The sequence below is a fragment of the Jiangella aurantiaca genome, from assembly GCF_004349105.1.
Lineage (GTDB): Bacteria > Actinomycetota > Actinomycetes > Jiangellales > Jiangellaceae > Jiangella > Jiangella aurantiaca.
The window spans coordinates 147,295-162,981 of the sequence record NZ_SMLB01000004.1 but is presented as its reverse complement, the minus strand read 5'-3'; the positions used below and the strand labels follow the sequence as shown (position 1 = coordinate 162,981).

The 15,687-nt window shown below is 73.2% G+C and carries 15 protein-coding genes; 8 read left to right on the top strand and 7 right to left on the bottom strand.

The window, feature by feature from the left end; genetic code table 11:
- Entirely contained in the window at window positions 1-1,143 is a 1,143-nt protein-coding gene (locus tag E1262_RS04580; RefSeq protein WP_420810505.1) for a pyridoxal phosphate-dependent aminotransferase, read from the bottom strand.
- Between E1262_RS04580 and E1262_RS31245 the strand changes: the two genes are divergently transcribed.
- The 4 genes from E1262_RS31245 to E1262_RS04560 all read left to right on the top strand — a co-directional run bounded on the left by E1262_RS31245 (window position 1,130) and on the right by E1262_RS04560 (window position 5,145).
- Entirely contained in the window at window positions 1,130-2,101 is a 972-nt protein-coding gene (locus tag E1262_RS31245; protein WP_162605770.1) for a nucleoside hydrolase, read from the top strand. The two genes, E1262_RS04580 and E1262_RS31245, sit on opposite strands and share 14 nt — an antisense overlap.
- Window positions 2,102-2,261: 160 nt before the next feature.
- Window positions 2,262-3,275 carry a putative F420-0 ABC transporter substrate-binding protein gene (locus E1262_RS04570; protein ID WP_203453532.1) on the top strand — a complete coding sequence of 338 codons (1,014 nt, stop codon included), beginning with the start codon at window positions 2,262-2,264 and terminating at the stop codon, window positions 3,273-3,275.
- On the top strand, window positions 3,272-4,348 hold the full coding sequence (locus E1262_RS04565) for a putative F420-0 ABC transporter permease subunit (protein WP_132101832.1): 1,077 nt from the start codon (window positions 3,272-3,274) through the stop codon (window positions 4,346-4,348). The genes E1262_RS04570 and E1262_RS04565 overlap by 4 nt, the downstream gene beginning before the upstream one ends.
- On the top strand, window positions 4,345-5,145 hold the full coding sequence (locus E1262_RS04560) for an ABC transporter ATP-binding protein (RefSeq protein WP_132101831.1): 801 nt from the start codon (window positions 4,345-4,347) through the stop codon (window positions 5,143-5,145). Before E1262_RS04565 ends, E1262_RS04560 begins: the two co-directional genes overlap by 4 nt.
- A gap of 37 nt (window positions 5,146-5,182) precedes the next feature.
- On the opposite strand, the gene E1262_RS04555 is transcribed toward E1262_RS04560, so the two are convergent.
- Window positions 5,183-6,124 carry a LysR family transcriptional regulator gene (locus tag E1262_RS04555; RefSeq protein ID WP_162605769.1) on the bottom strand — a complete coding sequence of 314 codons (942 nt, stop codon included), beginning with the start codon at window positions 6,122-6,124 and terminating at the stop codon, window positions 5,183-5,185.
- Window positions 6,125-6,194: 70 nt separating this feature from the next.
- On the opposite strand from E1262_RS04555, the gene E1262_RS04550 reads away from it, so the two are divergent.
- Window positions 6,195-6,659 (top strand): DoxX family protein, encoded by a 465-nt coding sequence (locus tag E1262_RS04550; protein WP_203453531.1) that lies wholly within the window; start codon window positions 6,195-6,197, stop codon window positions 6,657-6,659.
- Here the strand turns inward: E1262_RS04550 and E1262_RS04545 are convergent.
- Window positions 6,649-7,638 carry a TIGR03557 family F420-dependent LLM class oxidoreductase gene (locus E1262_RS04545; protein ID WP_132101830.1) on the bottom strand — a complete coding sequence of 330 codons (990 nt, stop codon included), beginning with the start codon at window positions 7,636-7,638 and terminating at the stop codon, window positions 6,649-6,651. The two genes, E1262_RS04550 and E1262_RS04545, sit on opposite strands and share 11 nt — an antisense overlap.
- Window positions 7,639-7,699: 61 nt before the next feature.
- Entirely contained in the window at window positions 7,700-9,544 is a 1,845-nt protein-coding gene (locus E1262_RS04540; RefSeq protein ID WP_132101829.1) for a sialidase family protein, read from the bottom strand.
- Between the two features lie 109 nt (window positions 9,545-9,653).
- Here E1262_RS04540 and E1262_RS04535 point away from each other — a divergent pair, with 109 nt between their 5' ends.
- Complete coding sequence (locus E1262_RS04535) at window positions 9,654-10,880, top strand: galactose oxidase (protein ID WP_132101828.1); 1,227 nt, start codon at window positions 9,654-9,656, stop codon at window positions 10,878-10,880.
- 105 nt (window positions 10,881-10,985) lie between these two features.
- Here E1262_RS04535 and E1262_RS04530 read toward each other — a convergent pair whose 3' ends face one another.
- The 3 genes from E1262_RS04530 to groES all read right to left on the bottom strand — a co-directional run bounded on the left by E1262_RS04530 (window position 10,986) and on the right by groES (window position 13,657).
- Window positions 10,986-11,570 (bottom strand): hypothetical protein, encoded by a 585-nt coding sequence (locus tag E1262_RS04530; RefSeq protein ID WP_132101827.1) that lies wholly within the window; start codon window positions 11,568-11,570, stop codon window positions 10,986-10,988.
- A 73-nt stretch (window positions 11,571-11,643) separates the two neighbouring features.
- Window positions 11,644-13,257 carry a chaperonin GroEL gene (groL, locus tag E1262_RS04525; RefSeq protein ID WP_132101826.1) on the bottom strand — a complete coding sequence of 538 codons (1,614 nt, stop codon included), beginning with the start codon at window positions 13,255-13,257 and terminating at the stop codon, window positions 11,644-11,646.
- A 100-nt stretch (window positions 13,258-13,357) separates the two neighbouring features.
- Window positions 13,358-13,657 carry a co-chaperone GroES gene (gene groES, locus E1262_RS04520; RefSeq protein ID WP_046768987.1) on the bottom strand — a complete coding sequence of 100 codons (300 nt, stop codon included), beginning with the start codon at window positions 13,655-13,657 and terminating at the stop codon, window positions 13,358-13,360.
- Between the two features lie 182 nt (window positions 13,658-13,839).
- On the opposite strand from groES, the gene E1262_RS04515 reads away from it, so the two are divergent.
- Window positions 13,840-15,018, top strand: coding sequence for a class I SAM-dependent methyltransferase (locus tag E1262_RS04515; RefSeq protein ID WP_132101825.1), 1,179 nt, complete (start codon window positions 13,840-13,842; stop codon window positions 15,016-15,018).
- Window positions 15,019-15,101: 83 nt separating this feature from the next.
- Window positions 15,102-15,563, top strand: coding sequence for an NUDIX hydrolase (locus tag E1262_RS04510; RefSeq protein WP_132101936.1), 462 nt, complete (start codon window positions 15,102-15,104; stop codon window positions 15,561-15,563).
- The last annotated feature ends 124 nt before the right edge of the window (window positions 15,564-15,687 follow it).

Genomic DNA, 15,687 nt, shown 5'->3' with positions numbered 1-15,687 from the left:
TCAGACCAGCGATGACAGCCGGCTCAGCCGCTCGACGGCGTCGTGCAGCACCTCCTCGCGCTTGCAGAACGCGAACCGGACCAGCGACGGCGCCGCCTTCGGGTCGTCGTAGAACACCGACACCGGGACGGCTGCGACGCCGACCAGCTCAGGCAGCCGCTGGCAGAGCTCCACGCCGTCGGCGAACCCGAGCCGCGCGGCGTCCGCTACGACGAAGTAGGTCCCGCGCGGCACCGACACCGCGAACCCGGCCGCACGCAGGCCGTCGACCAGCAGGTCGCGCTTGGCCTGGAGCCCGCTCGCGAGCCCGGCGTAGAAGTCGTCGCCGAGGCCGAGGCCGGTCGCGACGGCGGGCTGCAGCGGCCCGGCGCTGACGAACGTGAGGAACTGCTTGACGGCGCGCGCTGCGGCCACCAGCTCGGCCGGCCCGTGCAGCCAACCGACCTTCCAGCCGGTGACGGAGAACGTCTTGCCGGCCGACGAGACGGTGACGGTCTGGTCGGCCAGGCCCGTCAGCGTCGCGACCGGGACATGGACGGCGTCGTCGTAGACCTGGTGCTCGTAGACCTCGTCGGTGACGACGACCGCGTCGTGGTCGAGGGCCAGCGAGCCGATCAGCTCCAGCTCGGCCCGGTCGAACACCTTGCCGGTCGGGTTGTGAGGCGTGTTGACCAGCACGACGCGGGTGCGCGCCGTGAACGCCGCCCGCAGGTCCGCCTCGTCGAGCCCGAAGTCCGGCCAGCGCAGCGTGACGGTGCGCTTGACGGCACCGGCCAGCGCGATGGAGGCCGCGTAGGAGTCGTACACCGGGTCGAACGTGATCACCTCGTCGCCCGGCTCGCACAGCGCCAGGATCGTCGCCGCGATCGCCTCGGTGGCGCCGGCGGTGACCAGCACCTCGGTGTCGGGGTCGACGTCGAGGCCGTAGAACCGCCGCTGGTGCTGGGCGATCGCCTCGCGCAGCACCGGCATCCCGGGGCCGGGCGGGTACTGGTTCAGCCCACCGTGAATGGCCGCGCCGGCCGCGTCGAGGATGGCGGCCGGGCCGTCGGTGTCAGGGAAGCCCTGCCCGAGGTTGATCGCGCCGGTGCGGGTCGCGAGCGCCGTGATCTCGGCGAAGATGGTCGACGTGAACGGGCGCATCCGCTCGACGAGCGCGGGTCGGCGTGCAGGCACGAGTTCACCGTACTCGCGCGCCGACCGGCCGATCGCGGCCCGGCCACAGGGCGAGACCCGGCACGTCGTCGTCGACACCGACTGCGGCATCGATGATGCGTTGGCCCTGCTCTACCTGGCCGGACGGCGCCCGGAGTGCGAGCTGGCCGCCGTCACGACGGTGCACGGCAACGCGCCGGTCGGCGCCGTCGTGGCGAACGTCGGGCATGTGCTGGGACTGGCCGCGCGACCGGAGTGGCCGGCGGACGTGCCCGTCGCTGTCGGCGCGGCGGGGCCGCTCGACGGCGCGCCGGTGCGGGCGGCGTCTGGCACGCACGGCTCCGACGGCCTGGGCGACCTGGTCGCAGTGAAGACCCCGCCGCGGACCGTCGTCGACCTATCGGCCGCCGAGTACCTGGCCGCACTCGCCCGCGAGCGGCCCGGGCACTACGACCTGCTGACGCTCGGCCCGCTGACCAACGTCGCGCTGGCGCTGGAACTGGAGCCGTCGCTGCTGACGCTGTTCCGGTCGGTGATGGTCATGGGCGGGCTGACCGGCGTCCTCGAGCCGGGCGACACCAACGTCCGGCGCGACCCCGTGGCGGCCGGCCGGGTCCTGCACGCGCCACGGAACCGGCTGGTCAGCGTCGGGGTCGACGTCACCGCGACCGTCGTCGTCGACGAGGACGGCGTGCGGCGGTTGCGCGCCTCCGGGACCCCGCGGGCCGAGTTCGCCGCCGCGCTCGTCGAGCGGTACGCCGAGCGTCAGCAGCAGGTGCGGGGGCGCCGGGTCGCGCCGGTGCATGACGCGCTCGCCGCGGCGCTGCTGCTGCGGCCGGACTGGATCATCGCCAGAAGGACCGGTCCGGCGACCGTCGTGACCGACGTGGACCGGGCGGCCTTCCTTGCGGACCTCCTCGACGGGCTCGCCATGGATTTTGGATAAAATTCGGCTCGGAGGGATGATTTCCGCGGGTTCGCCTGCTTAAGATGGCAGAGCCCCGGAGCACCGCTTGTGCTCTGTAGCGTCTGCCCGGTCAGTGGGCAGCTGGTTCGGCGGTCGCCTTGCACCGTCTCCAACGACCCTGCCCCCGTGCGGAGACCCAGTGGCGCTGACCCTTTCCCGATCCCTTCGTGCTGCCCTGATCGTCGCGGCGGCCGGCGCGGTCGCACTGACCGGCTGCGGCTCGTCCGGCGACGACGGCGACGCGGCCGAGGCGGCGTCGACGGCCGGCTCCGGCGACTTCACGCCGGTCACCGTCGACAACTGCGGCTTCGAGGTGACCATCGACAGCCCGCCAGAACGCGTCGTCACGATCAAGTCGACGTCGACGGAGATGATGCTCGCCCTCAGCCTCGCCGACCGCCTCGTCGGCACGGCGTTCGCCGACGGCCCGGTGCCCGACGAGTACGCCGGCGACCTCGACGACGTCCCCGTGCTGTCCGACAACGTGCCCGGCCAGGAGGCGCTGCTCGACGTGGAGCCAGACTTCGTCTACGGCGGCTGGGAGAGCAACTTCGGCGCCGACACCGCCGGCGAGCGGCCGTCGCTGGCCGACTTCGGCATCGCGACGTACGTGTCGCCGGCGGCCTGCCAGGAGCCGGAGTACCAGCCCGATCCGATGACGTTCGACGAGCTATTCGCCGAGATCCGCGAGCTCGCCTCGTTCTTCGGCGTCACCGACCGCGCCGACGCGCTGATCGCGGAGCAGCAGGCGCTGCTCGACCAGGTCGAGGCGCCCGGCGACGGGCTGACGGCGCTCTGGTACTCCTCCGGCGAGGACGCACCGTTCGTCGGCGGCGACATCGGCGCGCCGGCGATGATGATGCGCGAGCTCGGCCTGGAGAACATCTTCGCCGACGTCCACGCCACCTGGTCCAACGTCAGCTGGGAGCAGGTCATCGACCGCAACCCGGACGTGATCGTCCTGGTCGACGCGGCCTGGAACACCGCCGACAGCAAGATCGAACGGCTGGAGGGCAACCCGGCGACCGCCGCGCTGCCCGCCGTCGCCGAGCAGCGGTACCTGCGGCTCCCGTTCCCCGCGGCCGAAGCCGGCGTCCGCAACGCCCCGGCCGTCGTCGACCTCGCCGCCCAGCTGGAGGAGCTGGGCCTATGACCGCGACCGCGGCGTCGACCGCACCCGCGCCGGCCGGTGCTCCGGCGCCGGCGGTGCGGCGGTCCGGGGCGCGCACCTCCGCCTGGATCGCCGTCATGGCGGTCGTGCTGGCCGCGTCGGTGACCCTGGCGGTGACGATCGGCTCGGCCGACCTGCACCCGCTGGACGTGTGGCGCTCGATCGGCGACCACCTGGGGCTGTCCTCGTCGTCGCTGTCGCAGCTGCGCGACGGCATCGTGTGGGAGCTGCGGCTGCCGCGGGTGCTGACGGCGGCCGCGGTGGGCGCCGCGCTGGCCCTCTGCGGCGCCGTCATGCAGACGCTGACGCGCAACCCGCTGGCCGACCCCTACCTGCTCGGGCTGTCGTCGGGCGCGTCGGTCGGTGCGGTGGCGGTGCTGATCCTGGGCATCGGCCGGCTGGGGCTGCCGGTGGCGGCGTTCGCCGGCGCACTGCTCGCGCTGGTCGTGACGTTCGCACTGGCCAACCGGCGCGGCGAACTGGCGCCGACGCGGACCGTGCTGGCCGGGCTGGCGGTGTCGTACCTGTGCTCCGCGGCGACGTCCTTCATCATCTTCTGGTCCGCGACCGGCGACTCGTACCGCGAGATCCTCAGCTGGCTGCTCGGCTCGCTCGGCGCGGCGTCGTGGACCGACGCGGGCATCGCGTCGTCCGCCGTCGTCGTGGTCGGGGCGGTGCTGGTGTCGCGGGCCCGGACGCTCGACGCGTTCGCGTTCGGCGACAGCACCGCGTCGACGCTGGGCATCAACGTCAACGCGACCCGGTGGACGCTGCTCACGCTGGTCGCGCTGCTCACCGGCGCCGCCGTCGCCGTCAGTGGCGCCATCGGGTTCGTCGGGCTGATGCTGCCGCACGCCGTCCGGTTCGTCGTCGGCTCCGGGCACCGGCGGGTGCTGCCGCTGGCCGCGCTGGCCGGGGCGAGCTTCATGATCTGGGCCGACACGCTGGCCCGTACCCTGTTCGATCCGCGCGAGCTGCCGGTGGGCGTCGTGACCGCCTTCCTCGGCGCGCCCGCGTTCGCCGTCCTGTTGCGCCGCCGGAGGGTAGGCCGATGACCGTTCTCGACACTCCCGTCGTCCGCCCGTCGGTGGCGTCCGACGCGCCGCCGCTGGAGGTCGCCGACGTCTCGTGGTCCGCCGACGGCCGGCTCATCGTCGACGGTGTCGGGCTGTCCGTACCGCCGGGGACGATGACCGGGCTGCTCGGGCCGAACGGCTCCGGCAAGTCGAGCCTGCTGCGCACGGTGGCCGGCACGTACCGTCCCGACGGCGGCCGGGTGCTCCTGGGCGGGGACGATCTCGGCGCCATGCGCCGCCGCGACCGCGCCCGCCGCGTCGCCGTCGTCGAACAGGAGTCGACGACGGACGTCCCGCTGCAGGTCCTCGACGTCGTGCTGCTCGGCCGCACCCCGCACCGCGCCTCCGCCGCCGACGAGGCGCTGGCACTGGCCGGCCTCGAGACGGTCGGCATGCGCGACCTCGCCGGCCGCGACTGGCACACGCTCTCCGGTGGCGAGCGGCAGCGGGTGCACCTGGCGCGGGCGATCACCCAGCAGCCGGAGCTGCTGCTGCTCGACGAGCCGACCAACCACCTGGACATCCACTACCAGCTGGCGCTGCTGACGTTCGTGCGGTCGCTGGGCGTGACGACGCTGGCCGCGCTGCACGACCTCAACCTCGCCGCCGCCTACTGCGACCAGGTGGTGGTGCTCGCGGGCGGCCGGGTGGCCGCCGCCGGGGCGCCCTCCGAGGTGCTGGTGCCCGACGTCGTCCGCTCCGTCTTCGGCGTCGACGCCGACATCCACGTCAACCCGCGCACCGGCCGGCCGGTTCTGACGTTCTCGCCGCTCTGATCGGACAGGGAGTGACGGCGTCGCCCCACGACGACCGTCATGAGGCCAGGTGGTGTGCGGCGACCACCGCGTCGGAGCCGCTGCCGTAGAGGTCGGTGGCCGTGCGGACGAGCCGGGCGATGTGCGGCGAGCGGGAGTTCTCCGGCCAGACGGCGGCGATGGTGTAGGGGGTCGCATCCGCGACCGGACGGTAGGCGACGTCGGCGCGCGGGTGCTGTTCGGCGAGCGACCGAGGGATCAGCGCGACCGCCTGGCCGAGCGCGACCACCTCGATCAGCTGGGCCGGATCGTGGACCTCCGGACCGGCCGGCGCAAGCTCGTCGCCGCGACGGAACGCGCCGGCCTGATCCTGGCCGGTCCAGTAGGCGCGTTCGGCGACGGAGGCGCCCGGCCACCGGGGTATCGGCTCGCCCCGCAGGTCGGCGCAGGTCAGCTGCGCCTGGGCGGCCAGTCGGTGCCCGGCCGGCAGCGCGGCCACGCGTCGTTCGACGGTGAGCGGCTCGCTGTCCAGGCCGCGAGCGTCGAAGAACGAGCTGAGCAGCGCGACGTCGGCCCGTCCGTCCCGGACCATGGCGGCCTGCTCCCGGTAGCCGCTGACGACGGTGGTCACCCGGATCGCGCCAGGCAGTGCGGCGTACGCGTCGACGATGCGGCGCGCCATGCCGGTCGCGATGCCCGGCTTGGCGGTGACCACCAGCGTCGGCACGGCCTGGGCCGCGCGGTGGGCGCGGCGGGAGACGCCGGCGAGCACGTCGAGCGCGTGACGCGCGTCGTCCAGCACGCTCGCTCCGAGCTCCGTCAGCGCGACCGTCCGGGTGTCGCGATGGAAAAGCGGCGCACCCAGGCGACGCTCCAGCTGGCGGATGGCCCGCGACAGCGGCGGCTGGGCGATGCCGAGGCGACCGGCCGCCCTGGAGAAGTTCAGCTCTTCCGCCACCGCGACGAAGTAACGCAGGTCCCGAACGTCCAGCGAATCCATACCCCCAGAGTATGAGTCCGGATCGCATCGGTCCTTCTCGCAGCACGCCCGACGATGATGCGGTGAAGGCATGACGAAGGACACCATGACCAACCGGCTGAGCCGGTTCACGCTCGACGAGGACACCCGACGCACCGGTACCGACCTCGGCCTGCTCGTCCTGCGGGTCGCGGTCGGGACAGTATTCGTCACCCACGGCTGGGGCGACGCGACGCAACCGGGTGGGGCCGGCGCGAACGTCGAGAACTACCGCGGCGCGGGCATCCCGCTCCCGGAGCTGAGCGCCTGGTACGGCGCCTACCTGCAGCTCATCGGCGGCGCCGTGCTGATTCTGGGTGGCCTGACCCGGCTGGTCGGGCTGGGTCTCGTCTCCGTCATGGCCGGCGCGCTCATCTGGGTCCACCGGGGCGAGCCGCTGGTCATGGGCCAGGACGGCTCCGGTTCCGGCTTCGCGTTCATCATGCTCGCCGCCTCGCTCGCCCTGGTCGGCACCGGCGCCGGCCGGTACAGCATCGACGGCGCGCTCAGGCGGTGAGCTTGGGCAGGACCTCGCGGCCGAACACGTCGATCCAGGTGCGCTGGTCGGGGCCGGCGTCGTGCAGGTACACGTGGGTGGCGCCGACGTCCAGGTAGCGCTGGATCTCCTGCCGATGCACGTCGAGCTCGTCGGAGATGGTGACCCGGCCCTCGAAGTCCTCCACCCGGACCATGCGGGCGATCTGGTCGAAGTCGTACGGCGAGCGGATGTCGGCCTTCGAGAACCGCATGGCGCCGTTCGGCCACTCACGCAGCGCCTGGGCGGCGGCCTCGGCGGGGTCCGGCGCCCACGACAGGTGCACCTGCACGATCTTGGCCAGCGTCGACGGGTCCTTGCCTGCCGCGCGGGCACCCTCGTCGAACCGGCCGAACAGGGCGGCGACCTTGTCCGGCGTGCTGGCGACGGTGATCATCCCGTCGCAGGAGCCGCCGGCCCGGCGGGCGGTGATCGGCCCGGACGTCGCGATGTAGACCGGCGGCGGCGTTTCAGGCATGGTCCACAGCCGGGTCCGTTCGAGCGTGAAGAACCGGCCGTCGTGGCGGACGTCGCGGCCGGTGAAGAGCTTCTGGATGATCTCGACCGCCTCGAACATGCGGGCGATCCGCTGCGGCGCCTCGGGCCAGTACCCGCCGACGACGTGCTCGCTGATCGCCTCGCCGGACCCGATGCCCAGCCAGTGCCGGCCCGGGTACAGCTGCTCCAGCGTCGCCGCCGCCTGCGCGACGACGGCCGGGTGCCAGCGGAACGACGGGCAGGTCGCGCCGACGCCGACCGAGCCGCGGGTGCGCTCGGCCATCGCCGTCATGACGTTCCAGACGAACCCGGCCTGCCCCTGCTGCGGCGTCCATGGCTGGAAGTGGTCGTCGGCCATGACGCCGTCGAACCCGGCCGCCTCGGCCGCCACCGCCAGTTGCACCACCTCGGACGGCGCGAACCGCTCCAGCATGGCCGCGTAACCGACCCGCGCACGGCTCATCGCCTCGCCTCTCGCATGGTGTCCCATCCTCCTCGGCGTCAGGGACACTCAGCGTAAGAGGTCAGCCGCGCAGTTCCTCCAGCGGCAGGTGCACGAGCGGGTCGCCGACGGGGTCACCGGCGGCCAGCGCGGCGATCTCGGCCGCCGACGCCGCGCGGCCGAGCAGCCAGACGTCGTCGAGGTCGCCCAGTAGCTGGTTGGCGGCGTCCGGCCGCTGGCCGAGGTGCAGGCCGATGGTCGCGTCAGTGGTGACGGACCCGGCCACCGGCCCGCCCGACGCGGCCGGCACGCCGTCGACGTAGAGGGCGATGCCGTCCGCGCCGCGAGTCAGCGCGACGTGGTGCCACGCGCCGTCGGCGAACGAGCCCGCCGCGACCAGCGTGCCCGCGCCCAGGTCGGTGTCGACGAAGGCGCGGATCCGGTCGCTGCCGGGTTCCAGCCGGATCCACCACTGCGACCGCCCGCTGCCGGAGTTGTACGCCCACAGCAGCGCCTGGTCGGCGGCAACGCCGCTGCGGAACCAGCCGGCCGCGGTGAACGGGCCGTCGCCGACGTCGAGCCGCGTGCTCCGGGGCACCGCGACGTGATCGCCCGCGGCCGCGAACCGCAACGCGCCGCCGACGGCGCCGTCCGGCACCACGACCGGCGCGCCCCCGACCACGCCGTCCTGGCCGCCACCCGACACGTCGGGCGTCGTCACGACCGGCGGCAGCCCGTGGTCGAGCAGCGCCTGCGGAACCCGGGCGAAGGTGATCCGCTCGTAGGTGCCGGTGTCGCCGTTCTCGTACAGCACGCCGAGCGTCCGGCCGCCGGCCTGGACGAGGTCGGAGTACGCGGCCGGCCCCTCGTGCAGGACCAGGCCGCCGGTCCACGTCGCCCCTGCGTCGAAGCTGTACCGCAGCTGCAGCGTCCGCCGCGCCGCCGGGTTCGACGGTCCGGCGTAGACGAGCCGGTCGCCGGCGCGCGGCAGCCGCAGCACCGACCCCTGCACCACCGGCGTGACGATCGCCGGCTGCAACTCGAACGGTGCATCGAACGTCTCGCCGCCGTCGCTGCTCGTGGTCGACGCACGGGTCCCCATGCCGGTGCCGTTCTGGTCGCGGGCGTTGAAGTACAGCGTGCCGTCGGCCAGCTCGGTGACGGTGTTCTCGTTCGGGTTCACGACGCCGGTCAGCGGCGTGTCGACATCGCCGAGCTGCCAGGTCAGGCCGCCGTCGTCGCTGTAGAGGGAGTGCGCGCCGTAGTACTTCGCCTCCTGCCCGGTGTCGGACGATCCGGGCGGCGGGCTGGTCGAGTGGTTGGCCGGCGCGACCAGCCGGCCGCGGTGCTCGCCGTGCTCGAGCGCGATCGCGTGCACCGGACCGGTCGCGTACCAGCGCCACTGCGGCAGCTTGGTGGCCGCGGTGATGTCCCGCGCGGCCGACCAGGTGGCGCCGTCGTCGGTGCTGCGCTGGACGAACACCCGGCGGCTCTGCTCGGGCGTGACCTCGCCGCGCATGATCTCCGCCTCGGTGGCGTCGCCGGCGTTGTGGGTGCTGAGCAGGACGATGTCGCCGGTCGCGGGGTCGACCACGGGCGTAGGGTTGCCGAAGACGTTCAGTCCGTTGTCGCCGACCACCTGCAACGGGCCCCAGGTGCGGCCGTCGTCGTGCGAGCGGCGCAGCACCAGGTCGATGTCGCCGGTGTCGCCACCGCCGCCGACCCGGCCCTCGGCGAACGCCAGCAGCGTCCCGGCCTCGGAGCGGACGATCGCGGGGATGCGGAACGTGTCGTAGCCCTCGGTGCCGGACTCGAAGACGACCGTCTGCTGGACGGCGGCCGGCGTTGCGGCCTGCGCGGGCTCGTGAGCAGCCAGGACGCCGGCAGGCAGAGCGAGTGCGAGGGCGAGGACGACGGGCGGGCGCATACGGTCCTCCTTCGTCGGGGAAGATCCATCCCACATCACATATCGGATATGTGTCAAGAAGGTGTCGAAACCATTGACGAGCGGTCGATCGACTTGTTCCATATCCGACATGACGGACCTCACGCGGCGAGCGGCGCTCGCCCTGGCAGCGGCGGCCGGCCCGGTCGCCTGGACGGCGAGCTCAGCGACGACGACAGCGGCCGGGTCGACGGCGGACAGCGGGGCGACCTGGCGCCGGCTGCCCGACGTCCCGGCGAACACGACCGACTGGCACGACGCGATCCCGGTCGGCGAGCCCTTCTGGACCCAGCTCGGGCTGGCCGGGCCGATCGCCGGCGCACACGTCGACCACCTGATCGTCGCCGGCGGGGCCAACTTCCCGGAGCCGGCGCTGACCGCCACCAGGGCGAACACGCTCGGCAAGGTGTACTGGAACGACGCCTTCGTCTACGACCGCCGCACGCAGCGCTGGCGCGACGCCGGGCGGCTGCCCGACGCCGTCGGCTATACAGCGACACTGAGCACCGGCGACGGCGTGCTGGTGATCGGCGGAGAGGGCTACCGCGGCGGTCCCAGCGGCACGCTGCAGCGCCCGGCCGAGAAGTTCGCCGACGTCTACCACTTGCGCTGGGACGCCCGCCGCGAGCGCCTGGACCGCACCGACCTGCCGCCGCTCCCCCGCCCGATGTCGTACGCCGTCGCGGGCATCGTCGACGGGGTCGTGTACGTCGCCGAGGGCGCGGACTTCGTCGCGCTCGACCTGGACCGCCCGGACCGCGGCTGGACGGCGCTGCCGCGCTGGCCGGGCGACCCGCGCACCGTCGCCGTCGGCGCTGCTCAGGACGGCCGGTTCTTCCTGCTCAGCGGCCGGGCGCAGCACGCGGACAAGTCGTGGACGTTCTATCGGGACGCGTACGCGTACAGCCCGCGCCATCGGGCCTGGGAGCGGATCGCCGACCTGCCCTGGTGCGTCACCGCCGGCCTCGCCCACGCCGTCGGCCGGACCGGGCTGGTCGTCGCCGGCGGCGACAAGGACATCGACCGCTGGAACCTCATCGAGCACCACGTCGCGCTGCGCAACGCCGCCCCGCCAGGATCAGCCGAGTGGCAGCGGCACAACGACGTCGTCACCTGGATCTACGACCACCACACCGGGTTCAACGGCGAACTGCTGCGCTACGACACGCGACGCGACCGCTGGACCGTCGACGGCTGGTTTCCCGGCCCGCCACCGGCCACCACGCCGGCCGTGAACTGGGACGGCGACCTGGTCGTCGCCAGCGGCGAGGTCGGCCCCGGCATCCGCACGCCGCGCGTCTGGCAGGCGAGCTTCTGAGATCACGCAGGACGCCCCGAACGCTTGTTGATCATGGAGAACTCCCCCTTCGGAGCGGCGGGAAAGGGGCGTTGCTCCATGATCAACGTCCGGGCCGAGCGGTCGCTATCCGGCCGCCCCGGACCCGCCACTGTCGACCGGTGCGCCGTCGCCCGCCGGCGGCAGGTCGCCACGCTCGACCGGCGCGCCGCCGCCGTCCGGGACCTGCTCGAACAGCGCGGCCAGCTCGTCCGCCGACGGCGGGTGTGCACCGGCCACCGCCGAGCGCAGCGTGTCCTCGTCGACCGCTTCCACGGGCGCTTCCAGCGCGACCGCGACGCCGTCATGGAGGGCTACGTACTCGTGCTGGTCGCCGCTGACGCGGTACCAGCCGTCGCCGTCCGGGGTGCACCCGTCGGCGGCCCGGCAGTCGGCGTCGGTCATGCCGCGCGGGTCGGTGGTGAGCATCGCCATGCCACCGTCGGACGAGGCGTACGCGACGCCGAACCCGGCCTCGCCGTACACCCCGACGGACTGCGAGACCGGCTCGAACCCGTCCAGCGAGACCGCGTAGACGACCTCGGGGTCGACGCCGACGGACGCGGCCCGGTCGGCCAGCTCGTCCGCGTCGGCGGGCCCGGACGCGCACGCGGCCAGCGACACCGCCGGCGGGAGCAGCAGCACGAGGACCCAGCGGCGCGACGGCTTCACGCCGCACATCGTCTCAAAGCGACGGCCCGGGACCCCGCGCAGGGGACCCGGGCCGTCGTCCGGTCGATGAGCCTCAGTGGCCGTGACCGTGGCCGTGGCCACCCACGGGCTCCGGCTCCTCGGGCTTGTCGACCACGAGGACCTCGGTGGTGAGCAGCAGGCTGGCGATCGACGCCGCGTTGGCGACCGCGGAGCGGGTCACCTTGACGGGGTCGAGGACGCCCTGGGCGATGAGGTCGCCGTACTCGCCGGTGGCGGCGTTGTAGCCGTGGCCCGGCGTGCCGTTCTCGACGTTGGCCACGATGACGTAGCCGTTCTCGCCGGCGTTCTCGGCGATCCACCGCAGCGGCTCGACCAGCGCGCCGCGCACGATGGCGGCACCGGTGGCCTCGTCGCCGGTGAGGTCGAGCTCGTCGATCGCCGACCGGGCGTGCACCAGGGCTGCGCCGCCGCCGGAGACGATGCCCTCCTCGATGGCCGCGCGCGTCGCCGACACGGCGTCCTCGATGCGGTGCTTGCGCTCCTTCAGCTCGACCTCGGTGGCCGCGCCGACCTTGATGACGCCGACGCCGCCGGCCAGCTTGGCCAGCCGCTCCTGCAGCTTCTCGCGGTCCCAGTCGGAGTCGGTGTTCTCGATCTCCGCGCGGATCTGGCCGACCCGGCCGTCGATGTCGGCCTGCGAGCCGCCGCCGTCGACCACCGTCGTGTCGTCCTTGGTGACGACGATGCGGCGTGCCGAGCCGAGTACGTCCAGCCCGACCTGGTCGAGCTTGAGACCCACCTCCTCGGCGACGACCTGGCCGCCGGTGAGGACGGCGAGGTCCTGCAGAATCGCCTTGCGGCGGTCGCCGAAGCCCGGCGCCTTGACGGCGACCGAGGTGAACGTGCCGCGGATCTTGTTGACGACGAGGGTCGACAGCGCCTCGCCGTCGACGTCCTCGGCGACGATCAGCAGCGGCTTGCCGGCCTGGACGACCTTCTCCAGCAGCGGCAGCAGGTCGCTGACCGACGAGATCTTGTTCTGGTGGATCAGGATGTAGGCGTCCTCGAGGACGGCCTCCTGACGCTCCACGTCGGTGACGAAGTACGGGCTGAGGTAGCCCTTGTCGAACTGCATGCCCTCGGTGAACTCGAGCTCGGTACCGAAGGTCTGCGACTCGTCGACCGTGATGACGCCGTCCTTGCCGACCTTGTCGAACGCGTCGGCGATGACCTCGCCGATGGAGGGATCCTGTGCGGAGATGGCGGCGACCGAAGCGATATCGGACTTCTCGTCGACGGGGCGCGCGGACTCGACCAGCCGGGCGCGGACCGCCTCGACGGCCGCGTCGATGCCGCGCTTGATGCCCATCGGGTTGGCACCTGCGGCGACGGACTTCAGGCCGCGGTGCACCATGGCCTGCGCGAGCACCGTCGCCGTGGTGGTGCCGTCACCGGCGACGTCGTTGGTCTTGGTGGCGACTTCCTTGGCGAGCTGAGCGCCGAGGTTCTCGTACGGGTCCTCCAGCTCCACCTCGCGGGCGATGGTGACGCCGTCGTTGGTGATGGTGGGAGAACCGAACTTCTTGTCGAGGACGACGTTGCGGCCCCTGGGGCCGAGCGTCACCTTGACGGTGTTCGCGAGGGCGTCGACACCGCGCTCCAGGCGCCGGCGGGCGTCCTCGTCGAACTCGAGGATCTTGGGCATGGGGAACCGGTCCCTTTCGATGTCTTGCTGTGCGGAACGTGGGAACGCCCCGGCCCGAACCGGCAGCCGGGTCGGGTCGGGGCGTCAGGACGTCAGCGCGTCACTTCTGGACGATCGCCAGCACGTCGCGGCCGGAGAGGATGAGCAGCTCGTCGCCGCCGTACTTCACCTCGGTGCCGCCGTACTTCGAGTAGAGCACCACGTCGCCGACCTTGACGTCGAGCGGGATGCGCTTCTCGCCCTCGTCGTCCCAACGGCCCTCACCGACGGCGACGACCTCGCCCTCCTGGGGCTTCTCCTTGGCGGTGTCAGGGATGACGAGCCCGGACGCCGTGGTCTGCTCCGCTTCCAGCGGCTTGACCACGATACGGTCCTCGAGTGGCTTGATGGAGACCGACACTTGTCTGACCTCCCCTTTCGCGGGATGTCACGAATGCTTGCTGGTGGACCGGCCGCATGCCGCCGTCGTCGCGGGTGCCGGCGACCTCGACCGTTGGCACTCTCATGGTGAGGGTGCCAGTCCTCAAGTTAGCACTCGGTCGAGATGAGTGCTAGTCCGCTCGGGGTGAGAGGCTGACCGCCGTGCAGCCGACCACGTTCGACGAGCTCCGGAGCGCCGCCGGCGCCGCGCTGCTGGCGCAGGCCACGGCGGCGTACGGGCGCGAGGACGAGTTCGCGCTGGGCACCCGGCTGCGGCGATCGCACGACCCGGACCTGGTCGCCGCCGCGCTGACGCAGGCGCGGCTGCGGGCGCGCGCCGTCGACAAGTTCGAGCCGGCCGACGCGGAACGGATGTTCTTCACAGTGGACGGCTACGAGCAGGCGACCCGGGTCGCCGTCGCCCGGCACCGGGCCGAGCGGCTGGCCGCGACGCTCGGGCCGGGCGCGGCCGCCGCGGACCTGTGCTGCGGCATCGGTGGCGACCTCGTCGAGCTGGCCCGGGCCGGCCTGACGGTGACCGGCGTCGAGGCGGACCCACTGACCGCGGCCGTCGCGGCGGCCAACGTCGATGCGCTCGGGCTGTCCGGGACCGCGCGGGTCGAGTGCGCCGACGCGACGACGGTGGACCGGACGGCGTTCGCGGCGGTCGTCTGCGACCCGGCCCGCCGCGGCGGCCGCGGCCGGGTGTTCGACCCGGACGCATACCGGCCGCCGTGGTCGTTCGTGCTGGACCTGCTGGCCGCGACGGCGTGCGTCAAGGTCGCGCCCGGCCTGCCGCACGAGCGGATCCCCGGCAGCGTCGAGGCGGAGTGGGTGTCCGAGCGCGGCGAGGTGAAGGAGGCGGCGCTGTGGTCCGGCGCGCTGGCGGCGGACGGCGTCCGGCGGCGGGCGACGCTGCTGCCGTCGGGCGCGACGCTCACCGACCGCGACGACCCCGGACCGGCCGTCCGCCCGCTGGGCGGGTTCCTCTACGAGCCGGACGGCGCCGTGATCCGGGCCGGCCTGGTGACGGCCGCGGCCGCGCGGGTCGGCGGCGGCCTGCTGGACCCGTCCATCGCCTACGTGACCGTCGACACCGCCGTCGACACCCCGTTCGCCCGCGGCTACCGCGTCCTCGACAGGCTGCCGTACGACGTGAAGGCGCTGCGCCGGTACGTGCGCGAGCAGGACATCGGCGTGCTGACGGTGAAGAAGCGCGGCGTCGGCGTCGAGCCGGAGAAACTGCGGGCGGCGGTCCGGCCGCGTGGCGACCGGGCGGCGACGTTCGTCGTCACCCGGGTGGCCGGCGCGGCGACCGTGCTCGTCGCCGACCCGCTCTGACGCCGCTGGGTCGCCTCTCCCTTGTGGGACTCGCCGCGGCCTGGGACCTCGCGGTCGGCTTCGGGCTGGCACACTCGGGCGTCATGGCGGGCAAGCAGAGCGCGGGAATCCTGCTCCACCGGAGCGGGCCGGACGGCGTCGAGGTGCTGCTCGGGCACATGGGCGGGCCGTTCTGGGCGAAGAAGGACGCCGGCGCGTGGTCGCTGCCGAAGGGCGAGTACGAACCGGACGAGCTGCCGGAGGCCGCGGCCCGGCGCGAGTTCACCGAAGAGCTGGGCCTCCCGGTGCCCGACGGCGAGCTGGTCGAGCTGGGGACGGTGAAGCAGTCCGGCGGCAAGACGGTGACGGCGTGGGCGCTGCGCGGCGACCTCGACCCGTCCGCCGTCGTCCCCGGCACGTTCGAGCTGGAGTGGCCGCCGCGGTCCGGCCGGATCCAGGAGTTCCCCGAGGTCGACCGGGTCGAGTGGTTCCCGCTCGACGCTGCCCGCGAGAAGATCGTCAAGGCGCAGGCCGCCTTCCTCGACCGCCTGCCCGACGCGCTTTGAAGGAGGCTCCTCGACCCGTCCCGCGGGTCCAGGGTGTGAGATCTGCCGGCGTTGCGGGGGCCATCATGAGGTGTTCTGGTGCGTCACCAGGCCTGCGGTCGTAGTGATGCTACGAAGATCCTGG